The 26,263-nt window shown below is 66.6% G+C and carries 27 protein-coding genes; 8 read left to right on the forward strand and 19 right to left on the reverse strand.

Translation table 11 applies throughout. The annotated features are described in order from the left end of the window. Positions 1 to 30: 30 nt before the first annotated feature. Positions 31 to 315 carry a DUF7545 family protein gene (locus tag NO360_RS08330; protein WP_256307326.1) on the forward strand — a complete coding sequence of 95 codons (285 nt, stop codon included), beginning with the start codon at positions 31 to 33 and terminating at the stop codon, positions 313 to 315. Positions 316 to 351: 36 nt separating this feature from the next. On the opposite strand, the gene NO360_RS08335 is transcribed toward NO360_RS08330, so the two are convergent. Next, complete coding sequence (locus tag NO360_RS08335) at positions 352 to 1,197, reverse strand: ZIP family metal transporter (RefSeq protein ID WP_256307327.1); 846 nt, start codon at positions 1,195 to 1,197, stop codon at positions 352 to 354. Between the two features lie 260 nt (positions 1,198 to 1,457). On the opposite strand from NO360_RS08335, the gene NO360_RS08340 reads away from it, so the two are divergent. Beyond that, positions 1,458 to 1,922 (forward strand): YbaK/EbsC family protein, encoded by a 465-nt coding sequence (locus NO360_RS08340; protein WP_256307329.1) that lies wholly within the window; start codon positions 1,458 to 1,460, stop codon positions 1,920 to 1,922. A gap of 12 nt (positions 1,923 to 1,934) precedes the next feature. Here NO360_RS08340 and NO360_RS08345 read toward each other — a convergent pair whose 3' ends face one another. Next, complete coding sequence (locus tag NO360_RS08345; RefSeq protein WP_256307331.1) at positions 1,935 to 3,041, reverse strand: sensor histidine kinase; 1,107 nt, start codon at positions 3,039 to 3,041, stop codon at positions 1,935 to 1,937. Positions 3,042 to 3,146: 105 nt separating this feature from the next. Between NO360_RS08345 and NO360_RS08350 the strand changes: the two genes are divergently transcribed. The 4 genes from NO360_RS08350 to NO360_RS08365 all read left to right on the forward strand — a co-directional run bounded on the left by NO360_RS08350 (position 3,147) and on the right by NO360_RS08365 (position 7,231). Further along, positions 3,147 to 3,464 (forward strand): DUF7967 family protein, encoded by a 318-nt coding sequence (locus NO360_RS08350; RefSeq protein ID WP_256307333.1) that lies wholly within the window; start codon positions 3,147 to 3,149, stop codon positions 3,462 to 3,464. 169 nt (positions 3,465 to 3,633) lie between these two features. After that, positions 3,634 to 5,727, forward strand: a complete 2,094-nt coding sequence (locus NO360_RS08355; protein WP_256308507.1) for an acetate--CoA ligase family protein — start codon at positions 3,634 to 3,636, stop codon at positions 5,725 to 5,727. A 10-nt stretch (positions 5,728 to 5,737) separates the two neighbouring features. Next, a complete protein-coding gene (locus NO360_RS08360) occupies positions 5,738 to 6,922 on the forward strand; it encodes a phosphotransacetylase family protein (RefSeq protein WP_256307334.1) in 1,185 nt (394 codons plus the stop codon). A gap of 132 nt (positions 6,923 to 7,054) precedes the next feature. Then, positions 7,055 to 7,231, forward strand: coding sequence for a hypothetical protein (locus NO360_RS08365; protein ID WP_256307336.1), 177 nt, complete (start codon positions 7,055 to 7,057; stop codon positions 7,229 to 7,231). Positions 7,232 to 7,327: 96 nt separating this feature from the next. On the opposite strand, the gene NO360_RS08370 is transcribed toward NO360_RS08365, so the two are convergent. Then, entirely contained in the window at positions 7,328 to 7,939 is a 612-nt protein-coding gene (locus NO360_RS08370; RefSeq protein WP_256307337.1) for a plastocyanin/azurin family copper-binding protein, read from the reverse strand. Positions 7,940 to 8,109: 170 nt separating this feature from the next. Between NO360_RS08370 and NO360_RS08375 the strand changes: the two genes are divergently transcribed. Continuing rightward, positions 8,110 to 8,355, forward strand: coding sequence for a DUF7543 family protein (locus NO360_RS08375; RefSeq protein ID WP_256307338.1), 246 nt, complete (start codon positions 8,110 to 8,112; stop codon positions 8,353 to 8,355). Between the two features lie 69 nt (positions 8,356 to 8,424). Here NO360_RS08375 and NO360_RS08380 read toward each other — a convergent pair whose 3' ends face one another. Then, entirely contained in the window at positions 8,425 to 9,210 is a 786-nt protein-coding gene (locus tag NO360_RS08380) for a CBS domain-containing protein (RefSeq protein ID WP_256307339.1), read from the reverse strand. Positions 9,211 to 9,291: 81 nt separating this feature from the next. Continuing rightward, positions 9,292 to 10,767, reverse strand: a complete 1,476-nt coding sequence (locus tag NO360_RS08385) for a DHHA1 domain-containing protein (protein WP_256307340.1) — start codon at positions 10,765 to 10,767, stop codon at positions 9,292 to 9,294. Between the two features lie 203 nt (positions 10,768 to 10,970). On the opposite strand from NO360_RS08385, the gene NO360_RS19075 reads away from it, so the two are divergent. Next, positions 10,971 to 11,453: an NUDIX hydrolase gene (locus tag NO360_RS19075; protein ID WP_390282389.1), complete on the forward strand. Its 483-nt coding sequence runs from the start codon at positions 10,971 to 10,973 to the stop codon at positions 11,451 to 11,453. Between the two features lie 189 nt (positions 11,454 to 11,642). Here the strand turns inward: NO360_RS19075 and NO360_RS08390 are convergent, their stop codons facing one another. From NO360_RS08390 to NO360_RS08455, 14 genes are all read right to left on the reverse strand, one after another. Beyond that, positions 11,643 to 13,157, reverse strand: coding sequence for an NADH-quinone oxidoreductase subunit N (locus NO360_RS08390; protein ID WP_256307341.1), 1,515 nt, complete (start codon positions 13,155 to 13,157; stop codon positions 11,643 to 11,645). Beyond that, the gene (locus tag NO360_RS08395; protein ID WP_256307342.1) at positions 13,157 to 14,683 is read right to left on the reverse strand and encodes a complex I subunit 4 family protein; all 1,527 of its coding nucleotides are present in this window, start codon (positions 14,681 to 14,683) and stop codon (positions 13,157 to 13,159) included. The genes NO360_RS08390 and NO360_RS08395 overlap by 1 nt, the downstream gene beginning before the upstream one ends. After that, the gene (nuoL, locus tag NO360_RS08400; RefSeq protein WP_256307343.1) at positions 14,680 to 16,698 is read right to left on the reverse strand and encodes an NADH-quinone oxidoreductase subunit L; all 2,019 of its coding nucleotides are present in this window, start codon (positions 16,696 to 16,698) and stop codon (positions 14,680 to 14,682) included. Before nuoL ends, NO360_RS08395 begins: the two co-directional genes overlap by 4 nt. Before the next feature lies 1 nt (position 16,699). Beyond that, entirely contained in the window at positions 16,700 to 17,002 is a 303-nt protein-coding gene (gene nuoK, locus NO360_RS08405) for an NADH-quinone oxidoreductase subunit NuoK (protein WP_256307344.1), read from the reverse strand. Further along, positions 17,002 to 17,361, reverse strand: coding sequence for a proton-conducting membrane transporter (locus tag NO360_RS08410; RefSeq protein WP_256307345.1), 360 nt, complete (start codon positions 17,359 to 17,361; stop codon positions 17,002 to 17,004). Before NO360_RS08410 ends, nuoK begins: the two co-directional genes overlap by 1 nt. Further along, positions 17,358 to 17,618, reverse strand: coding sequence for an NADH-quinone oxidoreductase subunit J (locus NO360_RS08415; protein WP_089768442.1), 261 nt, complete (start codon positions 17,616 to 17,618; stop codon positions 17,358 to 17,360). The genes NO360_RS08410 and NO360_RS08415 overlap by 4 nt, the downstream gene beginning before the upstream one ends. Positions 17,619 to 17,731: 113 nt before the next feature. Beyond that, a complete protein-coding gene (locus NO360_RS08420) occupies positions 17,732 to 18,193 on the reverse strand; it encodes a NuoI/complex I 23 kDa subunit family protein (protein ID WP_103992160.1) in 462 nt (153 codons plus the stop codon). After that, entirely contained in the window at positions 18,190 to 19,248 is a 1,059-nt protein-coding gene (locus NO360_RS08425) for a complex I subunit 1/NuoH family protein (RefSeq protein ID WP_256307346.1), read from the reverse strand. Before NO360_RS08425 ends, NO360_RS08420 begins: the two co-directional genes overlap by 4 nt. Continuing rightward, on the reverse strand, positions 19,248 to 20,918 hold the full coding sequence (locus NO360_RS08430) for an NADH-quinone oxidoreductase subunit D (protein ID WP_256307347.1): 1,671 nt from the start codon (positions 20,916 to 20,918) through the stop codon (positions 19,248 to 19,250). Before NO360_RS08430 ends, NO360_RS08425 begins: the two co-directional genes overlap by 1 nt. After that, entirely contained in the window at positions 20,915 to 21,625 is a 711-nt protein-coding gene (locus tag NO360_RS08435; protein WP_256307348.1) for an NADH-quinone oxidoreductase subunit B, read from the reverse strand. The genes NO360_RS08430 and NO360_RS08435 overlap by 4 nt, the downstream gene beginning before the upstream one ends. After that, positions 21,622 to 22,035 (reverse strand): NADH-quinone oxidoreductase subunit A, encoded by a 414-nt coding sequence (locus NO360_RS08440; protein WP_256307349.1) that lies wholly within the window; start codon positions 22,033 to 22,035, stop codon positions 21,622 to 21,624. The genes NO360_RS08435 and NO360_RS08440 overlap by 4 nt, the downstream gene beginning before the upstream one ends. Positions 22,036 to 22,127: 92 nt before the next feature. Further along, entirely contained in the window at positions 22,128 to 22,778 is a 651-nt protein-coding gene (gene purE, locus NO360_RS08445) for a 5-(carboxyamino)imidazole ribonucleotide mutase (RefSeq protein WP_256307350.1), read from the reverse strand. A gap of 16 nt (positions 22,779 to 22,794) precedes the next feature. Continuing rightward, the gene (locus NO360_RS08450; RefSeq protein ID WP_256307351.1) at positions 22,795 to 23,958 is read right to left on the reverse strand and encodes a 5-(carboxyamino)imidazole ribonucleotide synthase; all 1,164 of its coding nucleotides are present in this window, start codon (positions 23,956 to 23,958) and stop codon (positions 22,795 to 22,797) included. Between the two features lie 124 nt (positions 23,959 to 24,082). Then, a complete protein-coding gene (locus NO360_RS08455) occupies positions 24,083 to 26,101 on the reverse strand; it encodes a flippase activity-associated protein Agl23 (protein WP_256307352.1) in 2,019 nt (672 codons plus the stop codon). Positions 26,102 to 26,263: the final 162 nt, after the last annotated feature.

Consider the following 26,263-nt stretch of genomic DNA (forward strand, 5'->3'; position numbering starts at 1 on the left):
AGCCTTATGTCGAGACGCCACAGAGACGGTATGGTCGAAACCGAGACCTACACGATCGAAGCGCCGAACGGCGACATCGAGGAGATCGAACTGCCCGAGGGCCTCGCGGACGTCTTCACCGAGCAGGGCGAGTCACCGACGGCGGTCGTCGGCGACCTGCTCATCCAGTCGTTCGCCCAGCAGGCACACGGCGTCGTCCATCACGGCCAGGGCGACACGCCGGCGGACCTGGAAGCGCTCAACGAGAAGATGGAAGAACTGTTCGAGGAGCGGTTCGGCGTCTCGCTCTCGGAAGCGATGGGCCACAGCCACTGAACGAGAGCCCCTCGGGACGAAGTTTTTGTGACGCGATCAGACGAACGCCAGCGGGACCATCGCGAACACGCCGAACGCGAGGCCGACGAGTAGTTCCCGACGGCCGTTGCCAGGGAGCCCCCGGCCGACCGCTCTGGCTTCCGGAATGAACTCGGTGAGCACCAGATAGATCATCGCCCCGGCGGCGAAGCCGAACCCGGCGGGGAGGAACTCCCGAGCGATGCGGACGAAGTAGAATGCGAGCACGGCACCGATGGGTTGGGGGAGACTCGAGAACACGGACCACCAGACGAGTTTCCAGTTCGCGACGCCCATCGAGCGCAGCGGGATCGAGATCGCGACGCCCTCGGGCACGTTGTGGATCGAGATCGCGATCGTCATAAATATCGCCAGGAGCGGCACGACGAACCCTAAGATCTGGGTGCCGCCTTCGATCCCCAGGTCGGCGAACGAAACGCCGACGGCGACGCCCTCGGGGAACGAGTGAACCGTCAGGACCCCGAGGATCAACACCAGCTTCTTGAAGTCCGCCTCGGCGTACTGCTTCGGATCGACGTCCGTGGCCTCGATGAAGTCGTGGGCGACGTAGACGAGGACGACGCCCGCGAGAAGGCCGAGCGCCAGAAGCGACAGGTCACTCCGCGGAATCGGATCGACAGCGACCCCGCTCAGCGAGACGTGCACGTACGCCCCGAGCGCCTCCAGCACCAACCCGAACACCGACGCCGAGAGCATAATGCCCGAGGCGATCCCCCACAGCGCGACGTTCCAGCGGTCGCTCACCTCGTCGACGAAAAAGAAGGGGACCGCGCCGAGGCCCGTCGCCAGCGCGGTGATGAACCCCGCGACGAAGACAAATCCCAGAGACCAGAGTTCGACCATACCGCGTCTTGGCCGCCGGTAACCATAAATATTTCATATTTCTTAACTTTTGGCAGGCCTAAAAACTCGACCACCAGCGGTTCGGAGAGACGAGATGACGCGAAATCATATCAGATTCCAATATATTTCGTTCGTCGGTGCTCACACACGACGAGAGCGGTGCACAGCTACCCGTAGCAAGCGCGTCGTTGCCGGCAGTCGCGTCGGTCTCCTACGGCGATGGCGAAGCGTTCTTCGGAGTCGCGGTCACAGGGGGTCGTATGCACCGGCGAGCCGCCGATTTCACCAGTCAGGCACGGGAACGGTACGGCCTCGACCTCTCCGTCGAGGAGTTCCCCGAGGGAACGAAGACCGCGGCCGACGCCGCAGAGGCAGTCGGTTGCGACGTCGGACAGATCGCGAGCAGCCTCGTCTTCGAGGCCGACGGCGACCTCGTCGTCGTCGTGACCAGCGGGTCGAACCGCGTCGACGAGTCTCGGCTGGCGGGACACATCGGCGTCGAGGCGGTCGAGATGGCCGATCCGGAGACGATCAGCGAGATCATCGGGTGGAGCATCGGCGGGGTTCCGCCGCTGTGTCACGAGGCGGACGTGCCCGTGTTCCTCGACGAGTCGCTTCTGGGCTACGAGCGGGTATGGGCCGCCGCGGGGACGCCGACCGCGGTGTTTCCGATCGGCCCTGAAAAACTGCGACGGATCGCGGGCGCGACGCCGATCGAGGTGTGACGTCGGTCGCCGTCACTCGACGACCGTGACTCCGGTGAACTCGAATCGCGCACCGCCGTCCTCGCCGTCGGTCACGGCGACGTCCCAGCCGTGTGCCTCCGCGATCCACCTGACGATCGAGAGCCCGTAGCCCGTCCCCGCTTCTGCGGTCGAGTACCCGAGATCGAACACCTGTTCACGCTCCTCGGGAGGGATTCCGGGGCCGTCGTCCGCGACGTAGAATCCGGACTCGATTCCGTCGATCGCTCCCACACGAACCGTTACGCTGTTATCGTGCGCGGAACCGTGTTCCACGGCGTTCCGGATCAGGTTCTCGAAGAGGTTTCGGAGCCGATCGGGATCGGCCTCGATCGTGAGTTCGGTCTCGAGGGTCAGCGTCGCGTCGCCGGTGTCGACAGTCGCCCAGCACTGTTCGAGAAACGTCGACAGCGACACGTGCTCGTTCGTCCCGACGTACTGGCCCTGTTTGGCCAGCGTGAGCGTGTCGTCGATGATTCGCCACATCCGTCCGAGCGCCGTTTCGGCCGCTTCGAGATGGGTCGATTCGCACTCCTCTCCGGCGAGTTCGAGGTGTCCCTCGGCGACGTTCAGCGGGTTCCGGAGGTCGTGTGCGACGACGCCCGCGAACTCCTCTAACCGCTCGTTCTGCCGCTCCAGTTGTCGTTCGTAGGCCTTTCGGGTGCCGATCTTCCGAAGCGAAACGATCACGCCGTCGACGCCGTCGTCGGTTGCGTCGGCCGTCTCGTCGCCGACCTCGTCAGCACCACCGCCGTCGAATCCGTCCTCGAGACGAATCGGTGTGGCCCTCGCCTCCGCCGGCAGCCGCCGCGGGACCGGTGCCTCCTCCGGATGACGCATCGAGAGTTCCACTCGCTCTGCCGTCGAGTCGCCCGACAGCACCGACTTCACCGCCGTCTCGAGCGCCTCGAAGCCCGCTTCGACGATCCGACCGAACACCGCGAAGTCGGATCCGACAACCGTCTCCTCGGCGAGTCCCGAGATGGCGTAGAAGCGCTCGTTCGCGAAGGCGACGGTTCCGTCGGTGTCGACGGCGACGACCGGCTCCATCTGGTTCCGGGAGACGGATTCGACGTCGATCCGACCCTCGCCTCGCGCCATAGTCGAACTACAGGGGAAGACCGTGTTAAAATGTACCTACTCCGCTGCAAATTCGATCGCGGTCCGTACTCGAACTTTTCTCTCCGGGCGGTGTATCTCACGCCGATGTCAGAACCACCAGCGACCAGCAGTGATACGGACGAATCTTCTGAAGACGGACGCCAACGCGTTTGGCTCGTCGAACGAACCTACTCCGACGACGAACAGAACATCGTCATCCTGGTGTATGCCACGCCCGACGGGTCGCGGTATCTGCGAAAAGAGCGCGCCCTCACGAGTTTCGACGATTCGCGCGACACCACGGCAGCGATCCGAGCGCGCGAGTCGAGTCTGGGACCGGTGACCGATCCGGACGAGCGGGAGCGGTATGCCAGGGAAGCGACCCGCACGCGCGAGCAGTACGACCCCGACGAGCCGATCTGACCCCGGGAGACCCGTCTCGCGCCGACCGGTTCCTGCGACCCACTCGCTGGACGTCCTCGCCGGGCCGACCGCAGCCGTCGTCGGTCCGGACAGCACGCTCGTCGGAGACGTACTCGGAACCGAGTACGAATACCCGAATTTAAGCACCATCGCGGAGTACTCCCGGACGATGGGAGAGTTATCTCCGTTGTTTGCGCCCGAACGCATCGCCGTCGTGGGCGCGACGGACCGAGAGGGGTCGGTCGGCAGAGCGATTATGGAGAACCTCCTCGACGCGTTCGTGGGCGAGGTCGTCCCCGTGAACCCGGGACGAGAGGAGGTCTTCGGACTGCCGACGCTCGACAGCGTCGCCGACTCCGAGGCCGACCTCGCCGTGGTGGTCGTCCCACCGACGGTCGCTGTCGACGTTGTCCGCCAGGCGGGCGAGGCCGGCATCACGAACGTCGTGGTCATCACCGCCGGATTCGGCGAGACGGGCACCGAGGGCGCGACCCGGGAAGAAGAGTTGACGGCGGTCGCCGAGGCCTACGACATCGACCTAGTCGGACCGAACAGCCTCGGAATCATGTCGACACCGGTCGGGATGAACGCCTCGTTCGGCCCCGAGAACGCCACCTCGGGTCGGATGTCGTTCATGAGCCAGTCGGGCGCGTTCATTACGGCCGTGCTGGACTGGGCGAACGACCAAGGAATCGGGTTCAAAGACATCGTGTCGCTTGGTAACAAGGCTGTCCTCGACGAGTCCGACTTCGTTCGGGAGTGGGGCGACGACGATGAGACTGACGTCATCATCGGGTATCTGGAAGGCATCGACGACGGACAGGCGTTCATCGAGACAGCGAGAGCAGTCACACGGGAGACGCCGATCGTTCTCGTGAAGTCCGGCCGCACCGACGCCGGCGCGCAGGCCGCCTCCAGCCACACGGGCACCATCGCGGGGTCGGATCAGGCCTACGAGGCGGGCTTAGAGCAGGCTGGCGTCATCCGCGCGGAGTCCGTCCAGGAACTGTTCGACGCCGCGCGCGTCCTGGAGAGCCAGCCGCTCCCGGAGACCGACGGCGTCGCGGTCATCACGAACGCCGGTGGCCCCGGCGTGATGAGCACCGACTCCATCGGCGATTCGCGGCTCTCGATGGCCTCCTTCTCCGAGGAGACGCTCGACGCGTTCTCCGAGGCGCTGCCCGCGGAGGGGAACATCTACAACCCGGTCGACGTCGTCGGCGACGCCGACAACGAGCGGTTCCGCGACGCGCTCGACGTGGCGCTGGAAGACGAGAACGTCGGCAGCGCGATGGTGTTGGCGTGCCCGACGGCGGTGCTCGACTACGAGGAGTTGGCGGCGGACACGGTGGCGATGCAGGCGAAACACGAGAAACCGGTAGCGGCCTGTTTCATGGGCGGTGCGCGAGTCAAACCCGCCGCTGAGACGCTGTCGGAGGCGGGCATCCCGAACTACTTCGATCCCGCGCGGGCGGTCGCAGGCCTCGACGCGCTCTCGCGCTTTCGCGACATCAGCGAGCGCGAGTACCAAGAGCCGACGACCTTCGACGTCGACCGCGACCGCGCCCGGGAGATCCTGTCGGCCGTCGAGGGACGGACGGACACGCGTCTGGGCGTCGAGGCGATGGGGCTGCTCGACGCCTACGGGATCCCGACGCCCGACGGCGACATCGTCGACTCGCCGGCTGACGCCCTCGACGTCGCCGAGCGGATCGACGGCGACGTCGTGATGAAGATCGTGAGTCCGGACATCCTGCACAAGTCCGACATCGGCGGCGTGAAAGTGGGCGTCGCCGACGAGGACGTCGAAGACGCCTACGAGGACCTCGTCTCCCGCGCCCGCAACTACCAACCGGACGCGATGATCATCGGCGTGCAGGTGCAGGAGATGGTCGATCTCGACCGCGGCGTCGAGACCATCGTGGGGATGAACCGCGACCCGCAGTTCGGCCCGCTGCTTCTCTTCGGGCTCGGCGGCATCTTCGTCGAGACGCTCGAAGACACGACGTTCCGCGTCGCTCCCGTCTCCGAGCACGAGGCCGAGTCGATGACCCGAGAGATCGACGCCGCACCCCTGCTTCGGGGGGCTCGCGGCCGCGACCCCACCGATGTCGAGGGGGTAGTCGAGACGATCCAACGCCTCTCCCAACTCGTGACGGACTTCCCGGCGATACTCGAACTGGACATCAACCCCCTCGTCGCCACGCCCGACGGCGTCGAGGCCGTCGACGTGCGACTCACCGTCGATCCCGACGAACTATAGAGAGCCCACAATGCACACGAACACCCTACTCGTCACCTCGATCACCGAAAGCACCGGCAAAACGGCAGTCACGCTCGCGCTCGGCGGCCTCGCACAGGAACGCGGCCTCACCGTGGGCTACATGAAGCCCAAGGGGACGCGGCTCCAATCGAACGTCGGCAAGACGCTCGACGAGGACCCGATGCTCGCGCGCGAACTCCTGGGACTGGACAGCGAGATGCACCAGATGGAGCCGATCGTCTACTCGCCGACGTTCGTCGACGGCGTGGTCCGCGGACAGGAGGATCCCGACGAACTCGGCGGGATCGTCGAGGAGTACTTCGCCGAGCTCGCGGCCGACACGGACTTGATGCTGATCGAAGGCGGCGGCTCCTGGACCACCGGCGGGATCGTCGACCTCACCGACGTCGACATCGCCGACCGTCTCGACGCGAACGTCCTGCTCGTGGCCGACTACGAGCAATCGCGGGACCTCGACGACATCGTCGTCGCCGCCGAGTCGTTCGGCGACCGCCTCGCCGGCGTGCTGTTCAACGGCGTGACCGACGCCGCCTTCGACGACCTCGAACAGGAGGCCGTGCCGTTCCTCGAAAGTCGCGGCGTGCCGGTCCTCGGCGTCGTCCCGCGCGAACGCGAACTCGCGGGCGTCCGCGTCGACGACCTCGCCGACGAACTGGGCGCGAAAGCCGTCACCGAGGGCGACACCGAGGCTTACGTCGAGCGGTTCCTCGTCGGAGCGATGGGCGGCGACGCGGCGCTGCAGTACTTCAGGCGGACGAAGAACGCCGCGGTCATCACCGGCGGCGACCGCTCTGAGATCATCGCCGCCGCACTGGAAGCGCCCGGGGTCAACGCCATCATCCTCACCGGCGGCCACCGGCCGACCCAGGCGGTGCTCGGGCAGGCCGAACAGAAGGGCGTTCCCGTGCTCTTGGCCACTGGTGACACCCTCTCGGTCGTCGACCGCGCGGAAGCGGTGGTCAACACCGGTCGGGCCCGCGACGAGGAGACGATCGCACGGATGCGCGAACTCCTCCACGACCACGCGGACGTCGACGCGCTTCTCGGGGACGAAACGGCCGAGAACGGATCCGATGACGCGGCCGGCGACGAGGCGGCCGCCGGTGAAGAAGGCGGCTCAGACACGGACGGCGCAACCGGAGACGCCGGCGACGGCGAGCGCGACGCGCAGTGACCCGCCAGGTTCTGTCGCTCCCGCCGGGATCTACGTAGGTGCCGAATTCTGACCCCCAGTGGGAGACAGAAATAGAAGCCTTACCGGACGTAACAGGCGATTAATTATTAGACTACCCTCTCCTGTGTAGGTATGGACTTCGACTGGCCGACATACTTCGAGTGCGCGGCGTGCGGTGCCGAATTCCCGGCGAACGCGGTCCAATACGACGATCTCGGATACCCCGAGTGCCCGGAATGCGAGGCACGCACCGGCCCGCTCGCGAGTCTGGAGGCCGTCGAAGCGGCCGAGAGTGGGATCGCAGAGTAACGGTCGTCGGCGCCGAGGGATTGCCGCGCACCCGAGCTCCGGTCTGTCGCCCGATTCGTCCCGATTTCGGTAGTTTCCGGTGGCCGCGATTCGCGTTCACCGCTCGTCCTCGTCCATCATCTCGTAATCGCCACCGTATTTCAGGAAGAAGTACGTGAGCGTGATGACGGCGACGAACGCGCCGGTCACGGTCACGAGTAGCGTCTTCGCGGCGGGGGGAACGGTCGGGACCGCCGCCCCGGCCGCCTCCGTCTCCGCTCCACCCGGCACGACGTCGACCGTTCCGAGCATTCCCACGCTCTCGTGAGGGATGCAGAAGTACTCGTAGGTCCCTTCCACCTCGAAGGTGTGTTGATACGTTTCGCCCTCAGGGACGTCGCCGCTCTCGGGGTCGCCGGCCGAGTAGGCCCCGCGTGCGTCCGCCTCGTTGTCGAACCCGCCCGAAGCGAAATACGCGGCTTCGCCGGGAATCTCGTCCTCGTAGGCGGTGACGGAGTGTCCGACGGTTCCGACGGTCTCCCAGACGATCGTGTCGCCGGGCGCGATGGTTATCGAATCCGGATCGAAGACCAAGTCGTCGGTCATATCGATCCTGTGGGTCGTCCCCTCCTGCGCGGTAGCCGCTCCGGTCGCGCCCCCGGCCGCGCCGACCCCCACTGCGGCTTGCAGGAGTCTGCGTCGCGAGAGTCGCTTCGAGGTCTGGGCCATAGGACGGATACGCGGTATCACGAATTAGTAAGTCGGAGATTTCTGGCTTAACCGACTCAAAATGATCAAAGTACGAGAAACTCCTCGGATCGCCACCCCCGCAGAAACGCGCCGGAGTGGCGAGCCCGCGTGGTCGGAAGATACAGGCCGACGAGACCCGATCCGTCGGTATGGAGTGGACGCTGAACCGCGAGGAGGAGGGCCTCGTCGAGTGGACGCGCGCGGACGGGTACGCGACGATCCGGTGCCGACAGCGGGCTGACGGCGAGTGGGTCGTCAGACTCGACCGACTGTATCAGGCACCCGACGGGAGCGGATACCGCCGCGAACGCGTCGGAAACGTCGATGCGGCGAAGCGGGTAGCCGAGGCGTGGAGAGACGAGCACGACGGCGAGACGGGCGACGGTGGATCGTGACGCCGTCGCCCGTCTTCGGCGGCGCTTCTCGACTGCGCTTGATCGACGGACCTCGGCATCCCCGAACCGCTACTCCTGGAGCCGATGCGTCGTCTCGATCAGGGGATGGCGGCCGTAATCGGCGATCTCGATGTCTTCGAGCGACGAGAGGCCCTCTTTGTCGGCCGTCCGCTGCATCCCCAACTCGACGGGTTCGTCGAGGACGATCACGGAGGCGTCCATCTCCTCGATCCCGAGTTGGTGGGCGGCCATCACGCGGTGGTGCCCGTCGGCTAGGAGGAGTTTGCCGCCGTTGTCGATGACGACGAGCGGCTCGGCGAGTCCCCGTTCGAGTTCGTACTGTCTGCCTTCGAGTTCGTCGGCGTACACGCGCCCCTGCGTCGGGGTGAGATCGTCGAGTTCGACGACTCGCGGTTCCTGATGCAGCGTGATCCCGTGGATCTGTTCGAGCGTCCGCATCAGTTTGCCGACCTTCTCCGGCGTCGCGCGTTCGATCTGCGAGCGAACGACGTCGGTGTTCGAGATGATTCCCACGAGGTTGTCGGCGTCGTCGACCACCGGGAGCTTCTGGATCCCCGACCGGAGGATGACGCGGGCGGCGTCGATCACGTCCATCTCCGGGTGTGCGACGATGATGTCCTCTGTCATCACGGTGAAGATCGGCGCCTCGTCGTCGACTAAGAGGAGGTCGCTGGCGGTGACGAACCCCTCGACCTTGCGGCTCTGGGCGACCGGGAACCCGTTGTGTCCCTCGCTTTCCTTGATCCGTCGTCCGACGTCTGCGACGGTATCGGTCGGCGCGACGGTCTGCACCTCGCGCGTCATGTACTCCTTGACCTTCGGGCGCCCACTCATTGTCAGGTCTATGCGGGCGGTCCGCAAAAACGTGCGCCCTCGCCGTCGCTCGCTCGCCGACCGGCCCGCGATGGTCCGCACTCACTCCTCGAAGGAGTCGAACGGCGACTCGAACACCCAGTCTGTCCCCTCGGACCCGACGTCGAGAAGCGTCGTCGCGTCTTCGAGCGTCTCGAAAATGCGGCCGGCGATGACTTCGGTGACGATGGCGGACAGTTCCGCCGGTGACTCGTCTTCCGTCTCCCCGAGGATGCCGAGCGGGACCTGCGCCCCCGCCATATCCGCGTGGCCGCCGGCGCTGCCGATGGCCCCGAGCGCGTCGCGGAGCGTCTCGCCGAGGTCGACGTCCGTCCCGCGAGCCCGCCCGGAGACGTAGACGGTCCCGTCTTTGAACCCGTAGACGACGGCGATGCGGATCCCCTCCATATTCAGGAGCCGATCCGCGGCCTGCGCGAGCGCGTCGCGATCGGAGATCGATCCGACGTTGGTCGCGAGGGCGTCGCCGCGGACGTCGCGGTCGCGGATCGCCCGCGCCAGCGTCTCCAGCACCGCCGACGTCATACTCGGCGACTCGACGCGGTCCAGCGCCGAGAGGTCCGCGTGCGTGAGGAGCCACGCCGCGGCCTCGAAGTCAGTCGCCGAGACCTCCCGTGCGAAGTCGTTCGTGTCGATCCGGATCCCGAAGAGCAGCGCCGTCGCCAGCGACTCCTCGGGGTCGATGCCCGCCCGTCGGAGGTACTCCGCCAGGAGCGTGCTCGTCGCGCCGATGTCGCGTCTGAGGTCGACGAAGTGCGCCTCGACCGGGGCGCGAGGCGGGTGGTGATCGACGACGATGTCGATCTGGGTGTCCTCAGGGAGCCCGTCGTTGACGCCGGGCCGGGAGTGATCGACGAGCGCGACGCCCCCGTACGCCTCCAGGTCCGTCTCGGAGTCGAGTTCGATCAGATCGAGGTCGAGGAGGTTCACCAGCGCTCGGTTCTCCTGGTGAGAGATATCGCCGAAGTAGCAGGGGTCCGCGGAGACGCCGGCGGCCGCGGCCACCCGCGAGAGCGCGAGCGCGCTCGCGATCGCGTCCGGATCCGGATTGTCGTGCATCACCACGGCCAACCGACCGTCGATGCGGCGAAGGGCGGCGAACAGTCGCTGGAGGCGGTTCGCACCGAGACCCACCGTCAAATCTCGGACCCGGTCGGCGACCACGCGTCTGCCGTCGACGAGTCGGTCTGCGACCTGGTTCACTGTCGCACGCGTCGTCTCGTCTGCGTCGATACCCAGATACACCACCAGCGTCGCGGCCGGATACTGCGCGCGTGCCCGCGCCGCGGCGTCGGTGTTCGTCTCGGGATCGTCTCCGGCGACGAACACCAGGTCCGCATTCGGCGGATACGCGGCCGGGTCGTCGGGCGCGGCCCGTTCGACCGTGACGCCGCTGCGGCCGGTCTGAAGGCTCTCCACCCCGTTCTCCGCGACGACTGTCAGGTCCCCGGGCCACTCGGTGAGGCGCTCTACGGCCCCGCGCGCGTCCGACCCGCACCCGAGCACCAGCCGCCGTTGCATACGCCCCCGTCTGGTCGCCTGCGCAAAAACCCTGCCCCTCCCGAGGTGTGAGCGGACGAAATACCGCCGCGAGCAACGTTCGGTCCGTTCGACGTGCGGCCTGCTCAACCGGACCGTCAGAACAGGTATACGCCGTCTAACCGGACAACTGCCGGTAAGCTGGCGCGTAACTATACTCGAAACGCCCGAACGAAGAGACTCCTATGGCGGATCATCGGCTTCGACCAGACCCGCAACGAACGTCTGTGATCGATCGGGAAACCGATAGCGCGGTCTCGTCCCGCGTGATAGACACGGTCAGAACCGGGGCGAAGGCGCTGTTTGCCTCTCGGTCGAGGGTCCTGCTGGTCGAAGAACGACGGGCTGATGGGTCGACCTTCTGGACGTTACCCGGCGGCGGCGTCAAACCGACAGAATCGTTGTGGGACGGACTTCACCGCGAACTCAGAGAAGAACTCCGCTGCGCTGCGCGCCTCTCTGCGGAAGTGGACAGCTGTCTGTATCGCCACCGTACGAAATCCGATACCGTGACCCACTACACGATCATCGCGGGAACACTACTGACTCCTCCGGACCCCAACCCATCGGAGGACGTCGTCGATTACGAGTGGGTGGACCCGACGCATCCACCGGAAAAAACACTCCGCCCGATCCGGCACGTCATTCGGGATTCGGAGTTCCCGTAGCGTTCCCTAGTGAGTCAAGACCTTCCGACAATCCAGCGTCGGCGACCCGATCGGAACAGGAAGTCTCGGTGGCGGCGCAGCGCGACGTCGACGAGCCGAGCGGAATTTTTCCTACCAGGTTTTTTCGCGGTGGGTTCCCGCAGCGAGCGCAGCGAGCGAGGAAATCCACCGCATCAAAAAGGTGGGTGCTTAGAACAGCGCCGCGGCGACGGCCTGGGCGGTCTCGATGACCGGGCCGAAGGCCGGCAGCAGCAGCAGCGTCCCGAGGCCCGCGAACAGGACTGCGGTGTACAGTCCGACCGGGCGACTCGTGATCTCGAAGTCCTGCGCCGGCGACTCGATCCACATCGCCTTGACGACGCGACTGTAGTAGAACAGCGACAGCGCGCTGTTGATCGCGCCGACCGCGGCGAGCCACCAGAACCCGGCCTCGATGGCCGAGTAGAACAAGGCGTACTTCGAGAGGAAGCCGCCGAACGGCGGCAGGCCCGCGAGGCTGAACATGAACACCGTCATCGCCACCGCGGCGATCGGTGCCGTGGACGCGAGGCCGTTGTAGTCCTCGAACGTCCGGCCGACGCCCCAGTGTTCGACCAGGGCGATGAACAGGAACGCGCCGGTGTTCATGAAGCCGTAGACGAGCAGGTGCGCCATCGACGCGCCGAGGACGTCGCCGTTCGGTCCGCCGGCGGTCAGGGCCGCGAGGCCGATCAGCGCGTAGCCCGCGTGTCCGATCGAGGAGTACGCGAGCATCCGTTTGACGTTCTCCTGGGTCGCGGCGGCGAAGTTCCCGAGCGTCATCGTGACGACGGCGAGGATCTGGAACGCCAGCACCCAGTCGACGCCCGCCGGGATGGCCCCGAGCGGGAACGCTTCGACGAAGACGCGGAAGCCGACCGCGAAGCCGGCCGCCTTCGAAGCCGAGGAGAGGAACGCCGAGATCGGCGCGGGCGCGCCCTCGTAGGCCTCCGGCGCCCAGAAGTGGAACGGCACGGAGGCGGTCTTGTAGGCGACGCCGCCGACGATCATCAGCACGCCCATCCCGAGGACGCCGGCCATCTCGGTGTTCCCGAGCGCGGCGGCAACGTCGCCGAGCACGAGCGATCCCGTGACGGCGTAGACGAGGCTGATCCCGAAGACGAGCACGCCCGAGGAGACCGAGCCGATGAGGAAGTACTTCAGTCCGGCTTCGACGCTGCCGCGATTCTTCTTGAGGAACGCGACGAGCGCGTACGACGGTAGCGACGCGAGTTCGAGGCTGATGAAGACCGTCGCCAGCGAGTTCGCCATCGACATCATCGTCATCCCGGTCGCGGCGAAAAGCACCAGCGAGTAGAACTCCGCGCGGTGGGCCTGCTCGCGCAGGTAGTCGTAGGCGGCGACGCTCACCATCGCGGTGACGATGGTGAAGATGAGCGTGAAGAAGAGGCTCATCCCGTCGACGACGAGCGTGTCGCCGTACAGCGATATCGCGCCGCCCGTCCGCTCCTGGCCGGTGCCGGCGACGAGGAACCACGCCGCGACGGCGAAGGCCGAGAGCGACCCGGCGGCCGAAACGCCTGCCAGGAGCGTATTGCTCGTCTCCTTCGGCGACAGCGTGTCGATGCCGAGCAGCACCAGTCCGGTCAGTGCGAGGAGGAGCGCCGGGGCGAGTGCGGTCCAGGCGGCGACGGGTTCGGTCTGGAGTGCGATCGGGTCGAACATCACAGCCCACCTCCCGTGAGGATCGGGTTAACGGCGTCCTGGATCATCCCGAAGAAGAGGTCGGGCGCGACGCCGAGCACGATCGTGAGCAGCAGGAGCACCGCCAGCGGTGCCACGTCCTGCGTCGGCGCGTTCGTGATCTCGTACTCGCCGTCGAAGCTGAACGGCCCGAACAGCGTCCGCTGCATCGCGAAGAGCAGATAGCCCGCGACGATGACGATGCCGAACATCGCCGCCGCCGTGAACAGGGGCATTCCGGCGTGGACGGTCGACTCGAACGAGCCCTTGAAGATGAAGAACTCGCCCGCGAAGCCGGCCATCAGCGGCAGGCCCATGTAGCCGAACGCGCCGGCGACGAAGATGCCCGCAGTGAGCGGCATCCGGTCTGCGATCCCGGACATATCGCCGACCATCCGGGTGTGCGTCGTGTTGTAGATGACGCCGACCGCCATGAACATCAGCCCCGAGATGAGGCCGTGAGCGATCATCTGGAACGTCGCACCGCCGACTCCGTACGTCGTGTACGCGACGAGTCCGAGGATGACGTAGCCCATAGAGGACACGGAGGAGTACGCGACGATGCGCTTGAGGTCCTGTTGGGCGAGCGCCAGCATCGCGCCGTAGATGACGCTGATGACGGCGATGCCCGCGATCGGGACGACGAGCGCGGTCGCCACGTCGGGCATCATCGTGAAGTTGAACCGGAGCAGCGCGTACGTCCCCATCTTCAGGAGGACGCCAGCCAGCATCACCGACACCGGCGTCGGCGCTTCGACGTGAGCGTCCGGCAGCCACGTGTGCAGCGGCGCGACCGGCACCTTCACCGCGAAGCCGAGGAACGTCGCCACGAAGGCGACCGTCTTCAGCGTCGCGGCGTCGAGGCCGGCGAACGCGCCGAGTTCACCCGCTCGGAGCGCCTGTGCGATCTCCGGCAATCGCATCGACGACACCGAGTCGCCGAGGCCGAACACCAGGGCGATGAAGCCGATGAACATCACGAGCGACGCGACGTTCGTGTAGACGAAGAACTTGATCGCGGCGTAGCGACGGTTCGGGCCGCCCCAGACGCCGATGAGGAAGTACATCGGGACGAGGACGGCCTCCCAGAAGACGAACCACGCGAAGAAGTCGAGCGCGGTGAACACGCCCAGGAGGTTCGCCTCCATGAAGAGCATCAATCCGTAGAACTGCGACTCTCGCTCCGTGATCGGCGTCCACGCGCTGACGATCGCTAGCGTGGAGAGGATCGTCGTGAGGACGACGAGCGGGAGACTGATCCCGTCGACGCCGACGAACCAGTGGAGGTCGAGGCCGCCGAGCGTCAGCCAGACGACGTCCGTCTCGAACGCGATCGAGCCGCCCAGCAGGGCGTTCCCGCTCGCGTCGTACTGTGCCCACATCCAGAGGCTCCCGAGGATCGGGAGCGCGCTGAGTGCCGCCGCGAGTCGGCCGGCGTACTCGTCGGGGGCGACGAACACGACCAGCGCGGCGAGGAACGTGACTGCGATGAGCGCTTCGATTATCATACGAACCACCCTCCGAGAACTCCGAAGGCGAGAAGTAACGCGGTCAGGCCGAGCGTCAGGAGCGCCGCGTAGTTACTCACGACGCCGGTCTGGATCCGACGGACGCGCCCGCCGGTGAAGAGGCTGACACTCGAGACGCCGTTGACGACCCCGTCGACGATACCGCCGTCGAACTTGTTGGCCGCGCTGGCGACCGGTCGTGTGACGCCGTTGGCCAGCCAGACCTGGTACTCGTCCTGGTAGTAGTTGTTGTACAGCACCGTCTTGATGCGACCGAGCTCGTCGGTGTGCCGGACCGGCTCCGGGACGTTGTACAGCAGATACGCCAGTCCCGATCCGGCGAGCGCGAGCCCCAGCGAGAGCGCGGCTCCGACCGCCACCGTCGTCGCCTCAGAGCCGATGTACGACGAGCTGTACGGGATGAGGTCGGCGTAGTGGTGTGCGGTCAGTCCCTCGAAGCTGCCGTCGAGCCACTGGTGGAGGAAGTCGATTCCTCCGATCCCGAGGAGCTTCTCAATCGGAACCATATTGACGGCGCCGGCCACGGTGGCGAGGACCCCGAGGACCACGAGCGGTCCCTTGACGTTCCAGCGCACGCCGTGGGGATCTTCGGCCGTCTGCGTTCGGGGGTTCCCGTGGAACGTCAGGAAGACCATCCGGAAGGTGTAGAACCCGGTGAAGAAGACGGCGAGCAGCCCCATCGCGTACGCGCCGAACAGGAGCGGGCTTCCGCCGAGTCCGTGGATGAGCGTCTCGTAGAGCACCTCGTCTTTCGACCAGAAGCCGGCGAACGGGAAGATGCCCGCCAGCGCGAGCGACCCCGCGAGGAACGTGTAGTAAGTGACGGGCATCTTGTCTTTCAGCCCGCCCATATCCCACATATTCTCGTTGTGGTGCATCGCGATGATGACTGACCCCGCCCCCAGGAACAAGAGCGCCTTGAAGAAGGCGTGCGTCATCAGGTGGAAGGTCGCGGCGACGTAGCCGCCGCCGCCGAGGCCGAGCATCATATAGCCGTACTGGGAGATCGTCGAGTACGCGAGCACCTGCTTGATCTCGCGCTTGACGACGCCCATCGTCGCCGCGAACAGCGCCGTGAAGCCGCCGATGAACGCGATGATCGCGAGCGCGGTCGGCGAAATCGCGTAGAAGCCGTACATCCGCGCGACGAGGTAGACCCCTGCGGCGACCATCGTCGCGGCGTGGATGAGCGCCGAGACCGGCGTCGGGCCCTCCATCGCGTCCGGCAGCCACGTGTGCAGCGGGAACTGCGCGGACTTGCCGATCACGCCGCCCAGCACGAGGAGGCCGACGATCGTGAACCACGTCTGCGGCGCGAAGCCGAACGTGGTCACCGAGGCCTCACCGTTGAGCGCGGCCTCCGCGAGCGCGGGGAAGGACTCCGAGCCGGCGAACGCCGCCGTCCCGAACGTCGCGAAGACGGCGACGACGCCGACGAGGAAGAAGTAGTCCCCGAAGCGGGTGACGAGGAACGCCTTCTTCGCGGCGCTCGGCGGCCCCGGCTCCCGGAAGTGGAAGCCGATGAGTAGGTACGAGCAGAGCCCGACCAACTCGAAGAACATGAACGCCATCAGGAGGTTGTCGGCGACGACGAAACCGAGCATCGACGCCGTGAACAGCCCGAGACCGGCGTAGTAGCGCGGCAGGCCGGTCTCGCCCTCGTCGTTCATATAGCCGAGACTGAAGACGTGGACGAGGAAGGCGATCAGCGTGACGATGAGCAGCATCATCGCCGAGAGCGGGTCGATCAGGACGCCGAACGTCAGATCGACCGCCTCGAGTCCCTCCGCCCACGTGTAGACGGTCGCTTGGTACGTCTGTCCCCCGGCGACGGTCAGGACCGTCGCGATCGAGAGGACGAGTGAGCCCGCCGTCGCGGCGATGCCGGCGTACGCGCCGCCCTCCGGGAGGCGGTCGCCGACCGCGAGCGCGACGAGAAACGAGACGAACGGCAACAGTACGATCGCGGGTGCGAAGTCGAGTATCCCTGCCATCTTACCACCTCATCGTCGTCGCCTCGGTGACGTCGACGCCGTCGAAGTTGCGGTACAGCACCAGGATGATCCCGATACCGATCGCGACTTCGGCGGCGGCGAGCGCCATCACGAACAGCCCGAACGTCTGCCCCGTGACGTTCCCCCAGACGAAGGAGAACGCGACGAGGTTGATGTTCGCGGCGTTCAGCAACAGTTCGACCGACATCAGGAACAGCAGCGCGTTGCGCCGCGTCAGGATGCCGAACAGTCCGATACAGAAGACGGCCGCGGAGAGGAGCAGGTAGTACTCCGGCGGGACCATCACTCCTCACCTCCGCCGAACAGCGTGCGTTTGAGTTCACGACCGCCATCGGCGAGGAGCGTGCGTCCGTCGGCGTCCGCCTCGCGCGTCGCGAGGTGCACGGCGCCGTCGAGCGCGACGTCCAGCGTCACCGCGATCAGGAGGAAGGCGACGAGGAAGCTCTCCCCGGCGACGTCGCCCAGATCGAGGTTGAACATCGCGTAGCCGATACTGGCCGTGATGTTCGCGCCCTCGGCGAATCCCTGCGGTTCGGGGTACGACGCCGAGAGGATGGTCGCGGCCATCACGACGAACAGCGCCGCGGCGGCCAGACCGGGAACCAGGTGCGAACCCAGGTTCAGTTCCGGTTTCGTGGTCATGTGCTACTCACCTCCGGTTGTGTGCGCGTCAGCATCACGGCGAACGTGATGAGGATGAGAACCCCGCCGACGTAGACGAGGATCTGCATGGCGGCGAGAAACTCCGCCTGCAACATCACGTAGTGCACCGCGACGCTCAAGAGCGCGCCCCCGAGCAGGAGTGCGGAGTGCCAGATGTCCCGCACGAGGACGACGCCCAGGCTGCAGCCCACGGTCACGAGGGCGAACAGCGCGAACGCGATGGTCTCATAAACCATTGTATGTGTCTCCTTGAGGTATCCCTTTGAAGATTTCGAGAAGTCCCCGGCCGGATGCGCCCGGACCGAGCGGACTTTGATCGACTGTCTGTTCCGCGCTGTGAGGGATCACCTCACTGGTAGTCCACCTCGCCCTCTCCCTCGCCGATCCACGCGTCGCGATCGGGCTCTCTGGAGTTGAGCGGGTCGATGTCCTTGTACCACGGGACGTTCTTCAGCTGCTCTTTGTTGTACACGAAGTCGTCCTTCGTGTCGGCGGTGAACTCGAAGTTCTGCGTGAGCAGGATGGCGTCGACGGGACAGACCTCCTCGCAGAGCCGGCAGTAGATGCACTGCCCGATGTGGAGGTTGTACTGCTCGCCGTTGCGCTGGTCGTCCTGGACGATCTGGATCGTATCGTTCGGACAGACGTTCTCGCACTGTCGACACCAGATACAGCGCTCCTGGCTGAACTTGTGAACCCCGCGGAATCGCGGGCTCACTTCGGGCGCGACGTCCGGGTACTCGACCGTGAACGTCTCCCCGTCCAGTGCGTGTTTCATCGTCGTCGCCATCGATTTGAGTACGCCGATCATGCTATCACTCCCACGATTACGGCCGTGAGCACCAGGTTCGCGAAGGAGAGCACGAGCATCCCCTTCCAGCCGACGTCGAGGAACTGGTCGACGCGGAGGCGAGGGATCGCGGAACGCGCCCACTGGGTGAACAGGTAGAAGCCCCAGATCTTGATCAGGAACCACACGAAGCCCGGCAGGAACGGGCCGGCCGGGCCGCCGAGGAACAGCGTCGCCGCCAGCGCGCCGCCGAGGAAGATGTGGATGAACTCGCCGAGGTAGATGAGCACGAAGTACACCGAGGAGTACTCGGTCTGGTACCCGGCGACGATCTCGGTCGGCGCCTCGGGCACGTCGAATGGGTTCCGTCCGACTTCGGCGAGGTTCGCGATCACGAACAGCACGAACGCGAAGGGGTTGACGAACGCGAACCACTGCGGGATCGTGACGCCCGCGATCGACAGCAGCGGCTCGGTCTGCTGGGCGACGATCTCGCTCATCTGCAGCGTGCCGGTGAAGATGATCACCGACGCCGCGGTGACGATGAGCGGGATCTCGTAGGCGATGTTGGAGGCGATCGCCCGGAGGCCGCCGAGCAGCGAGTACTTGTTGTTCGACGCGTAGCCCATCATCACGAGGCCGAGCGAGGCGATCGACGAGGCCGCGAAGGCGAAGACGGCACCCGTCTCGGGGTCGGCGAGGTGGATGCCGTTACCCATCGGGATCACCGCGAACCCGAGCAGCGCCGAGAACGGCACCAGAAGCGGGCCGAGGTCGTACGCCGGTCGGTCGACGCCCTCGGGAATCACGAGTTCCTTCGAGAGCAGTCGGACGGCGTCGGTGACGATGGTGAGCAGTCCGAACGGGCCGATCCGGTTGACCGCGATGCGGTCAGTGAACGCCGCGGTGATCTTCCGCTTGGCCCACGGGCCGGCGACGGCCGTCTGGACGAGCAGCAGATTGGCGATCAGGAACGCGCCGAGCAGGCCGCCGACGATCTGGCCGACCGTTCCCGAGAGACCCAGGAGGCCGGCGATCCGCTCGGGCAGGAGGACCTGCGACTGCAGCGGTACCATCAGCGATCCACCTCGCCGAGCACGATGTCGAGGCTACCGAGCGACGCGACCATGTCCGGGATGTACTCGCCGGTGGACATCTCCGGCAGCGTCTGGAGGTTCGAGAAGCACGGACTGCGGATCTTGAACCGACCGGGCTTCTCGGTGCCGTCGGCGCGGATGTAGATACCGAGCTCGCCCTTGGCGGCCTCGACCGCGCGGTAGATTTCCGTGTCGTCGTCGGGGCGCAGCGTCCGCGGCACGTTCGCCTGGATGTTGCGCTCGTCCTCGGGCCAGTCTTCGAGCAGGTCGACGCACTGCTCGATGATCTTCGCGGACTCCTCGACCTCGCGAAGCCGAACGAGCAGGCGGCTGAAGTTGTCGCAGCCGTCCTCAGTGATGACGTCCCACTCGAGTTCCTCGTAGTAGCCGTAGGGGTCGTCGCGGCGCAGGTCGTAGTCGATGCCGGACCCGCGGGCGACGGGGCCCGTCGCGCCGTAGGACTTCGCGACCTCCGGCGGGAGCACGCCCGTGTCGATCGTCCGCGACTGCAGGATCTCGTTTCCGGTGATGAGGTCGTGGTACTCCTCGACGGCCTGCGGCAGCTCGTCGAGGTAGTCCCGGATCATCTCGAAGAAGTCCTCGCGCGGTTCGGGGAGGTCCCAGACCACGCCGCCGAGGCGGAAGTAGTTGAACATCATCCGCTGGCCGGTGAGTTCTTCGAGGACGCTCTGGACCTTCTCGCGGTCCCGCATCGCGTACATGAAGATCGCGGTGAAGTCGCCGTAGACGTCCAACGCGAACGTCCCGACGGCGAGCATATGCGAGGCGATGCGACAGAACTCCGCGCCCATCGTCCGGATGATTTGGGCATACTCCGGGACCTCGATGTCGTTCAGGTCCTCCGCCGCGCGGGCGTACGCCCACTCGTTGAGGAGGCCCGAAGAGGCGTAGTCCCAGCGGTCGGGGTACGGCATGATCTGGTGGCGGTACGTCTTCGTCTGACACATCTGCTCCTCGCAGCGGTGGAGGTAGCCGATGTCGGGGTCGACGTCCGCGACCTGCTCGCCGTCGAGCACCGTCTTGACGTGGAGGACGCCGTGCGTGGCGGGGTGGTGCGGCCCGATGTTGACGTACATCGTGTCGCCCTCCTCCTCGCGGTGGTCGTCGGCGAGGGGGTTCTCCCACTCTTTGAGCGTGACGATCTGCGGCCGGTCCTGGTCGTAGTTCTGCGAGAGCGGGTGTCCCTGCCACGTGTCCGGCAGGAGGATCCGACGCAGATCGGGATGGTCCTCGTAGTCGATGCCGATCAGGTCGTACGCCTCTCGCTCGTGCCAGTCGGCCGTCCGAAAGACCGGTTCGGCCGACTCGCTGACGGGGTCGTCCTTCGTCGTCGGCACGATGACGCTCACTTCGCGCTGTCGGTCGTCGAAGCTCGTGAGGTGGTAGATCGACTCGTAGCGGTCCTCGCGCTCCTCGGCGGTGACGCAGGAGAGGTGGTCGAAGCCGGCCTCGTCGCGGAGTCGACGCAGGGTCTCCTGGACCGTGTCCGGTCGGATGACGAACCCGGGCGCGTTGACGTGTTCCTCGCGGTCGACGACCAGGTCGCCGAGCAGTTCGGCGATCTCGTCGTCCGTCGTCGGCAGCACTTCGACGGCGCCCTCGTCCGGAGTCGGTTCTTCGAGGCTCATGGCGAATCAGCCCAGTTGTAGCGCATCACCAGATCGTCCTCGTCGATCTCCTCGGCGAGTTTCTCGACGATCTCGTCGCGTTCGAGGTCGTCGAACTGTTCGAGTTCGTACGGCTTGACCGTCACCGGACTCGACTCGCCCTCGGCGATGCGCTGCTGCAGCTTCGCGACGCCGTAGATGAGGGCTTCCGGACGCGGGGGACAGCCGGGGACGTGGATGTCCACGGGAATGACCTCCTCTGCGCCCTTGATGACGTTGTAGCCCTCTTGGAACGGGCCTCCGGAAATCGTACAGGAGCCCATCCCGACGACGAACTTCGGCTCGGGCATCTGGTCGTAGACGCGCTTCATCCGCGGGGCGAACTTCGAGACGATCGTCCCCGGGACGATGATGACGTCCGCCTGCCGCGGCGAGGCGCGCGGGACCCCGGCCGCGAAGCGGTCGAGGTCGTGTTTCACCGAGTAGGTGTGCATCATCTCGATGCTGCAGCAGGCGATTCCGAACTGCAGCATAAACATCGAGGAGCCGCGGACCCAGTTCATAAACTGGTCGAACTTGGTGAGGATGAACGGCGAGGAGCCGAACGCCTCCCGGAGTTTCGAGTTGAACCGGTTGTCCGCGCCGCCGCCCGTCATCCGGGCGTCTCGCGTCTCGGTCTGTACCTGCGTGTCGTCCGTGACAAATGGTGTGTCTCGTTCGCTGCTCATGCGTTTCTCTCCGTCTTCCGGCGGTTCGCCAGCGGGCTTTTGACCCACTTGACTGCGCCGTTGCGCCACGCCCAGACCAGTCCGACGACGAGGATGCCGACGAATGCGAGCATCGGCAGCAACACCGTCGAGAGGGCGACACCCTGGTCCAGCGCGGACCGGTAGATGACGGCCCACGGGAAGATGAGAACGGTTTCGACGTCGAACACGACGAACAGCAGCGCGACCATGTAGTACTGGATGTTGAACTGGACGCGCGCCGTGCCGGTCGGTACCTCACCGCTCTCGTAGGTGGCGCGTTTACCTTGTTCGGGTACCGACGGGCGAAGTAGCGCCGAGACGGCCATCATCCCCAGCGGGATGCCGACGGCGACGAGCCCAAGGGCCCCGATTGCGATCCATTCACTCATTCCGTAGTCTCCCTGACGTTCGAGGATTAGAAGCGCCCCCCCATAAGCGTTGATTTATACCGCGGCTGCGCCCTCGACGGCCCAGGCCGCTGTCAGTCGTCGTTTCGACTCTCGACGTAGGCGTCGACCCCCATATCGTGGAGGTCGCGGGAGTCGCGTGCGACCCCGCCGACGAGGCCCTCGTGGTACTCGACCAGACGCTCTCGAACCACGTCGTGCTCGCGCGAAAGTATCTGTGCGGCCGACAGCGCCGCGTTGAACGATTTGCCGGCGTCGACGGCGACGATGGGTGCGCCGGTCGGCATCCCGATCACCGAGTCGACGGATTTCTCCTGGACCGGGACGCCGACGACCGGGATCGGGTACGCGATGGAGGCGGTCATATTCGGCAGGTCGGCGGACTTCCCGCCCGCGCCCGCGATCAAGACGTCGAGGCCGCGCGCCTCGGCGGTCTCGCCGTAGGCGTACATCAGCTCGGGCGTTCGGTGCGCGGAGACGACGTACGTCTCGTAGGTGAAGCGCGCGTCGGGCGCGTCGCGGAAGTCGGTCTGTTCCGCGAAGCCGAGTTCCGCGAGCGCCTCGTGCGCGCCCGACATCGTCTCCAGATCCGAGTCCGACCCCATAATGATCCCCACGTCCGGCGTCGTCTCGGGATCCACGTCGGCGTCGGCCTCGTCGCGGAGTCGGTCGATCAGGTCCTGTACGGTCACGTCGGCGTCGTCGTCGGGCGTGTAGTCTGTCATCGTCGGTAATCCGGTCTCACTCGAACCGCAGCGCGTCCCGAACGTCTCTCGCGTGCGCGAGGAGGTCGTCCCCGTCGTGCTCCGCACCATCCGTTCCGTCGCCGGTCACCGTGACGTGGCCCATCTTCCGCAGCGGGCGCACCCGGTCCTTCCCGTACCAGTGCAGCGACGCGTCCGGGTCTTCGAGCACGGCTTCGACGTTGCCGAGCCTGGCTGGCCTGGGCTCCTCGACGGTCCCCAGGACGTTCGCCATCGCGGTCGGACAGCGCAGGCGGGTCGACCCCAGCGGCCACCCGAGCACCGCGCGGACGTGCTGTTCGAACTGGGAGGTCCGCGCGCCTTCGATAGTCCAGTGACCCGAGTTGTGCGGGCGCGGGGCGATCTCGTTGACCGAGATCTCGCCCTCGTCGGTCTCGAACAGTTCGATCCCGAAGACGCCGCGGCCCGAGAGCGTGTCGAGGACGTCGCGGGCGACCTCCTCAGCCCGGGCCAGCACCGCGTCGCTCGTGCGCGCCGGGAGCAGCGTCTCCCTGAGGATCTCCTCCTCGTGAACGTTCTCGCCGGCGGGGAACGTCCTGACTTCGCCGTCGCCCTGCACGGCGATCACCGAGAGTTCGCGCGCGAAGTCGACGAACGTCTCGGCCATCGCGGGGCCGCCGACGGCTGCCATCGCGTCTTCGGCGTCGGCGGGATCGGTCACGGGGACGTTGCCGCGGCCGTCGTAGCCGCCGGTGCGCGCCTTCAGCATCACGGAGCCGAACTCGTCGAGCGCGTCCCGGAGATCGTCGGCGTCGTCGACCCGTCGGAACGGCGGCACCGGGACGCCCGCGTCCGCCAGCGCGCGCTTCTGGACGAGTTTGTCCTCGATCATCGAAAGGGTCGCCGGGTCGGGGTTCACCGAGAGGTCGAACTCCTCGGCGACGTCGTCCAACAGCGTGGCGTCCGCGAGTTCGATCTCGAACGTCAGCGCGTCGACCTTCGAGGCCAGTTCGCGGAACGCCTCGGGGTCGTCGAAGTCGCCGACGATCTGTTCGCAGGCGACGGGCGAGGCGGGACACTCCGGCGTGGGATCGAGGACGATCATCTCGACGCCGAGCGGGGCGGCCGCCTCGGCGAGCATCCGGCCGAGTTGGCCGCCGCCGACGACGCCGAGCGTGGGTCCGGGTACGGTGACGGTCACGGGCGAGGATACCCGAGGATAGCGAATAAAGGTTGCCGAACGCGGCGGGACGTGTACGCGGGCGTGGCTATTCGGACGGAGAGGATTCGATCGCCACCCGACGCGGTTCGACGGCCGACCTCGGTTATTCGCCCGCCGCCCGCGTCTCGGAGACGCGATCGGGGGCGACGCGCTCTAAGTGGTCGTTCTCGACGAAGACCACGACGCTGTCGCCCCAGAGGCGGAACTCGTGCTCGAACGCGGAGTATCCCGAGAGCTCTCGGGAGACCGCGTTGCGGTCGTAGTCCTTCGCGATCACGACCGGCGGCGGGTCCGAGAGCGTCTCGCCCATATCGGCGTCGGGAGCGGAACTGGTCACGTTCGCTCCGTAGCGTTCGAGGTACCACGGGAGCGGCAGGCGGTCGTGCCACGAGGGGCCGCCCGGTGGAGCGGTCGACAGCGACGACTCGTTTCTGACGTAGAACACCTCGTCGTCGCCGCCCGGGGGTCTGCTGCCGACGAAGAGCACGTCCGGCCCGTCGTCGTTGGCGGCCGATACCTGGCCGACGACCTCTATCGTCGGTTTCAGGGAGTTGTCGGGTTGGGCCCACTGCAGCACCTGCTTGTCGGCCTCGTCGGTGGAGTTGAAGTACGCCGCGTTGGCGGCGAGCGCGCCGCTCAGGGCCGCGAGAACGACGAGCGCTGCGAGGCCGACGCTAACGGCGTCGCGGGCGCGGAGCGCCTCGCGAGCGGAGTCGATCACGAACGCGACGCCGACGGCCGCCGGGACGGCCAGCGGCACCACCACGTGGATTGCAGCCCACGGAGCCTGGATGTCCGTCGCGATCGGGTAGCCGAAGAGCGACGCGACGGCCCAGTACGTCGCGAACGTGACGATCTCGCGCGGCCCGTCGCCGCGAATGCCGTACCGGTCGACGACGAGGCCGACGAGGCCGAAGGCGATGACCGCCGGCGCACCGTACACGAGCGTCTCCGCGAGGTCACCGAGGTAGGGCAGATACGGGTGGTCCTGGTGACCCCCGCCGCCCCACGTGTCGAACAGTTTCTCGCCCGCGCCGACGGTCCCGGCGTCGACGACGCCCGGGAGCTGCGCGGGGTTCGCGAGTGCGCCCCAGAGGTCCGGCCGCGGCGCGTAGAAGAACACGGTGACGACGAGGAAGAGCGCGACCGCGCCGACGCCGGTGCCGAGCACGCGAGCCAGCGAGCCCTTCGGTGTCGGGCCGTGAGCGAGGAGCCGCTCCCGAATCGAGGCGCGCCACCGCGCGAGGACGGCGCGGCCGGACTCGCCGCGGGCCCGTGCGTCGAGCAGCCGGTGGTCCGCGAGCAGCGCGCCTGCGCCGAGGAAACAGAGCACGTAGAGCAGCGCGTTCGCCTTCGTCGTGAACGCGAGTGCGAGCGCGACCGTCGCGGGGAACGCGTAGCGGAGCCGACCGGTGTCGAATCCGCGGACGACGAATCCGAGCGCGACGACCGAGAACGCGGCCACGAGGACGTCGTTGCGCATAAACCGCGAGTAGTAGACGACCAGCGGGTTCAGCGCGAGCACCGCAGCGAGCGCGACCAGTTCGGTGTCGCGGAGTCGCTCGCGGAAGAGCCACGCGGCGAGCGGGAACAGGCCGCCGACGACCGCGACCGGCAGCCGCGCCGCGAAGTCCGAGATCGGCATCAGGGCGAACAGCCAGTCGTTGACGATCGGGAGGAAGGGACCGTGGACGATCGGTCGGTACGTGTGCACACCCGTCTCGTGGTACCGGAGGATCCAGTAGCCGACGCGTCCCTCGTCCCAGTGGAAGATCCGGCCGCCGAGCGCGACGAGGCGAAGGACGAGCGCGACGGCGGCGAATCCGACGACGCCCAGGAGTGCGTGCCGGCGAGCGCGACCTCGGGACGGATGAGGTTTCTCCGTCGAAAGCGTGTCTTCGTCGTCGGTGCGCGATCCCGGGGCCGGCTCTGCGGGCTCCTCGCCGGCGGCGCGTGAATCTGAAACCGAATTGGTGGGCTCCTCGCCGGCGACGCGCGCTCCGCTCGGGTCGCTATCGCTGGAATCGTCCGCGGCGTCGGCCGTCGGGTCGGCGTCGGGAGGGTCGGCAGCGCCGGGGTCGGGGGCCCCGTCTGTCTCACGCGGGCCCTCGTCAGGGCTCATTGGTGCTTTGTGTCCGCCAGGTGGTTACAACTCTTGTGTTTATCGACGAGGGGACCTCGTGCTGCCGCCGATCGTGTTGGGGAGCGGATATTTTATGCTTCGCCGCAGTGCCCCGTCGACGGGGGGCGTGCCGATACCTCTTTGACGCCGCCGCGGAACGGC

Source organism: Halobellus litoreus, from assembly GCF_024464595.1.
Classification (GTDB): Archaea; Halobacteriota; Halobacteria; order Halobacteriales; family Haloferacaceae; genus Haloquadratum; species Haloquadratum litoreum.

Excerpts from the sequence above, each read along its gene's own strand:
- NO360_RS08365 (WP_256307336.1), top strand. The coding sequence starts at position 7,055 with ATGGACTTCGACTGGCCGACATACTTCGAGTGCGCGGCGTGCGGTGCC.
- NO360_RS08440 (WP_256307349.1), bottom strand. The coding sequence starts at position 22,035 with ATGAGTGAATGGATCGCAATCGGGGCCCTTGGGCTCGTCGCCGTCGGC.
- NO360_RS08370 (WP_256307337.1), bottom strand. The coding sequence starts at position 7,939 with ATGGCCCAGACCTCGAAGCGACTCTCGCGACGCAGACTCCTGCAAGCC.
- NO360_RS08355 (WP_256308507.1), top strand. The coding sequence starts at position 3,634 with ATGGGAGAGTTATCTCCGTTGTTTGCGCCCGAACGCATCGCCGTCGTG.
- NO360_RS08340 (WP_256307329.1), top strand. The coding sequence starts at position 1,458 with ATGCACCGGCGAGCCGCCGATTTCACCAGTCAGGCACGGGAACGGTAC.
- NO360_RS08430 (WP_256307347.1), bottom strand. The coding sequence starts at position 20,918 with ATGAGCCTCGAAGAACCGACTCCGGACGAGGGCGCCGTCGAAGTGCTG.
- NO360_RS08385 (WP_256307340.1), bottom strand. The coding sequence starts at position 10,767 with ATGCAACGGCGGCTGGTGCTCGGGTGCGGGTCGGACGCGCGCGGGGCC.
- NO360_RS19075 (WP_390282389.1), top strand. The coding sequence starts at position 10,971 with ATGGCGGATCATCGGCTTCGACCAGACCCGCAACGAACGTCTGTGATC.
- NO360_RS08410 (WP_256307345.1), bottom strand. The coding sequence starts at position 17,361 with ATGACCACGAAACCGGAACTGAACCTGGGTTCGCACCTGGTTCCCGGT.
- nuoK (WP_256307344.1), bottom strand. The coding sequence starts at position 17,002 with ATGGTCCCGCCGGAGTACTACCTGCTCCTCTCCGCGGCCGTCTTCTGT.
- nuoL (WP_256307343.1), bottom strand. The coding sequence starts at position 16,698 with ATGGCAGGGATACTCGACTTCGCACCCGCGATCGTACTGTTGCCGTTC.
- NO360_RS08395 (WP_256307342.1), bottom strand. The coding sequence starts at position 14,683 with ATGATAATCGAAGCGCTCATCGCAGTCACGTTCCTCGCCGCGCTGGTC.
- NO360_RS08345 (WP_256307331.1), bottom strand. The coding sequence starts at position 3,041 with ATGGCGCGAGGCGAGGGTCGGATCGACGTCGAATCCGTCTCCCGGAAC.
- NO360_RS08380 (WP_256307339.1), bottom strand. The coding sequence starts at position 9,210 with ATGAGTGGGCGCCCGAAGGTCAAGGAGTACATGACGCGCGAGGTGCAG.
- NO360_RS08390 (WP_256307341.1), bottom strand. The coding sequence starts at position 13,157 with ATGTTCGACCCGATCGCACTCCAGACCGAACCCGTCGCCGCCTGGACC.
- NO360_RS08435 (WP_256307348.1), bottom strand. The coding sequence starts at position 21,625 with ATGAGCAGCGAACGAGACACACCATTTGTCACGGACGACACGCAGGTA.
- NO360_RS08425 (WP_256307346.1), bottom strand. The coding sequence starts at position 19,248 with ATGGTACCGCTGCAGTCGCAGGTCCTCCTGCCCGAGCGGATCGCCGGC.
- NO360_RS08350 (WP_256307333.1), top strand. The coding sequence starts at position 3,147 with ATGTCAGAACCACCAGCGACCAGCAGTGATACGGACGAATCTTCTGAA.
- NO360_RS08335 (WP_256307327.1), bottom strand. The coding sequence starts at position 1,197 with ATGGTCGAACTCTGGTCTCTGGGATTTGTCTTCGTCGCGGGGTTCATC.
- purE (WP_256307350.1), bottom strand. The coding sequence starts at position 22,778 with ATGACAGACTACACGCCCGACGACGACGCCGACGTGACCGTACAGGAC.
- NO360_RS08455 (WP_256307352.1), bottom strand. The coding sequence starts at position 26,101 with ATGAGCCCTGACGAGGGCCCGCGTGAGACAGACGGGGCCCCCGACCCC.
- NO360_RS08330 (WP_256307326.1), top strand. The coding sequence starts at position 31 with ATGGTCGAAACCGAGACCTACACGATCGAAGCGCCGAACGGCGACATC.
- NO360_RS08375 (WP_256307338.1), top strand. The coding sequence starts at position 8,110 with ATGGAGTGGACGCTGAACCGCGAGGAGGAGGGCCTCGTCGAGTGGACG.
- NO360_RS08415 (WP_089768442.1), bottom strand. The coding sequence starts at position 17,618 with ATGGTTTATGAGACCATCGCGTTCGCGCTGTTCGCCCTCGTGACCGTG.
- NO360_RS08360 (WP_256307334.1), top strand. The coding sequence starts at position 5,738 with ATGCACACGAACACCCTACTCGTCACCTCGATCACCGAAAGCACCGGC.
- NO360_RS08420 (WP_103992160.1), bottom strand. The coding sequence starts at position 18,193 with ATGATCGGCGTACTCAAATCGATGGCGACGACGATGAAACACGCACTG.